Annotated in this window: 1 protein-coding gene; it reads left to right on the forward strand. The window is 70.3% G+C overall.

The features are described 5' to 3' along the window. A partial coding sequence (locus EF918_RS36065; protein WP_185922101.1) for a universal stress protein occupies positions 1–1025 on the forward strand: 1025 nt, incomplete at both ends.

Genomic DNA, 1025 nt, shown 5'->3' on the forward strand with positions numbered 1-1025 from the left:
TCGGAGGGGCATCGTCGGGTGGAGCGCGGGACCGATTGTGTGGTGGGTTTCGTGGAGCATCACGGTCGGCCGCGTACGGAGGTGATGCTGCACGGGTTGGAGCAGGTGCCGCGTCGGGAGTTGGCGTACCGGGGTGCGGTGTTCACGGAGATGGACGTGGACGCGGTGCTGGTCCGGCGGCCGGCGGTGGTGCTGGTGGACGAGTTGGCGCACACGAACGTGCCGGGTTCGCGTCATGCCAAGCGGTGGCAGGACGTGGAGGAGTTGCTGCGGGCCGGGATCGACGTGGTGTCCACGGTGAACATCCAGCATCTGGAGTCGTTGGGTGACGTGGTGGAGTCGATCACGGGGATCCGGCAGCGGGAGACGGTGCCGGACGAGGTGGTGCGGCGTGCGGACCAGATCGAGCTGGTGGACATGTCGCCGCAGGCGTTGCGGCGGCGGATGGCGCACGGGAACGTCTACCAGCCGGACAAGGTCGACGCGGCGTTGTCGAACTACTTCCGTCCCGGGAACCTGACGGCGTTGCGGGAGCTGGCGCTGCTGTGGACGGCGGACCGGGTCGACGAGTACCTCCAGCAGTACCGGGGCGAGCACGGCATCCGTTCGACCTGGCAGGCGCGCGAGCGGATCGTGGTGGGTCTGACCGGTGGGCCCGAGGGCCGCACGCTGATCCGCAGGGCCGCCCGGCTCGCGGAGAAGGGCGCCGGCGGGGAGGTCCTCGCCGTCTACATCGCGGCCAGCGACGGCCTCACCTCCGCCTCCCCGAAGGAACTCGCCGTCCAACGCACCCTCGTCGAAGACCTCGGCGGAACCTTCCACCACGTCATAGGCGACGACATCCCCAGCTCCCTGCTGGAGTTCGCCCGCGGGGTCAACGCCACCCAGATCGTGCTGGGCGTCAGCCGCCGCAAGCCCTGGCAGTACGTCTTCGGCCCCGGCGTGAGCGCGACCGTGGCCCGCGAGTCCGGCCCCGACCTCGACGTCCACCTGGTCACGCACGACGCCGTCGCCAAGGGCCGTGG

The organism is Streptomyces sp. WAC06614, from assembly GCF_003949795.1.
Lineage (GTDB): Bacteria > Actinomycetota > Actinomycetes > Streptomycetales > Streptomycetaceae > Streptomyces.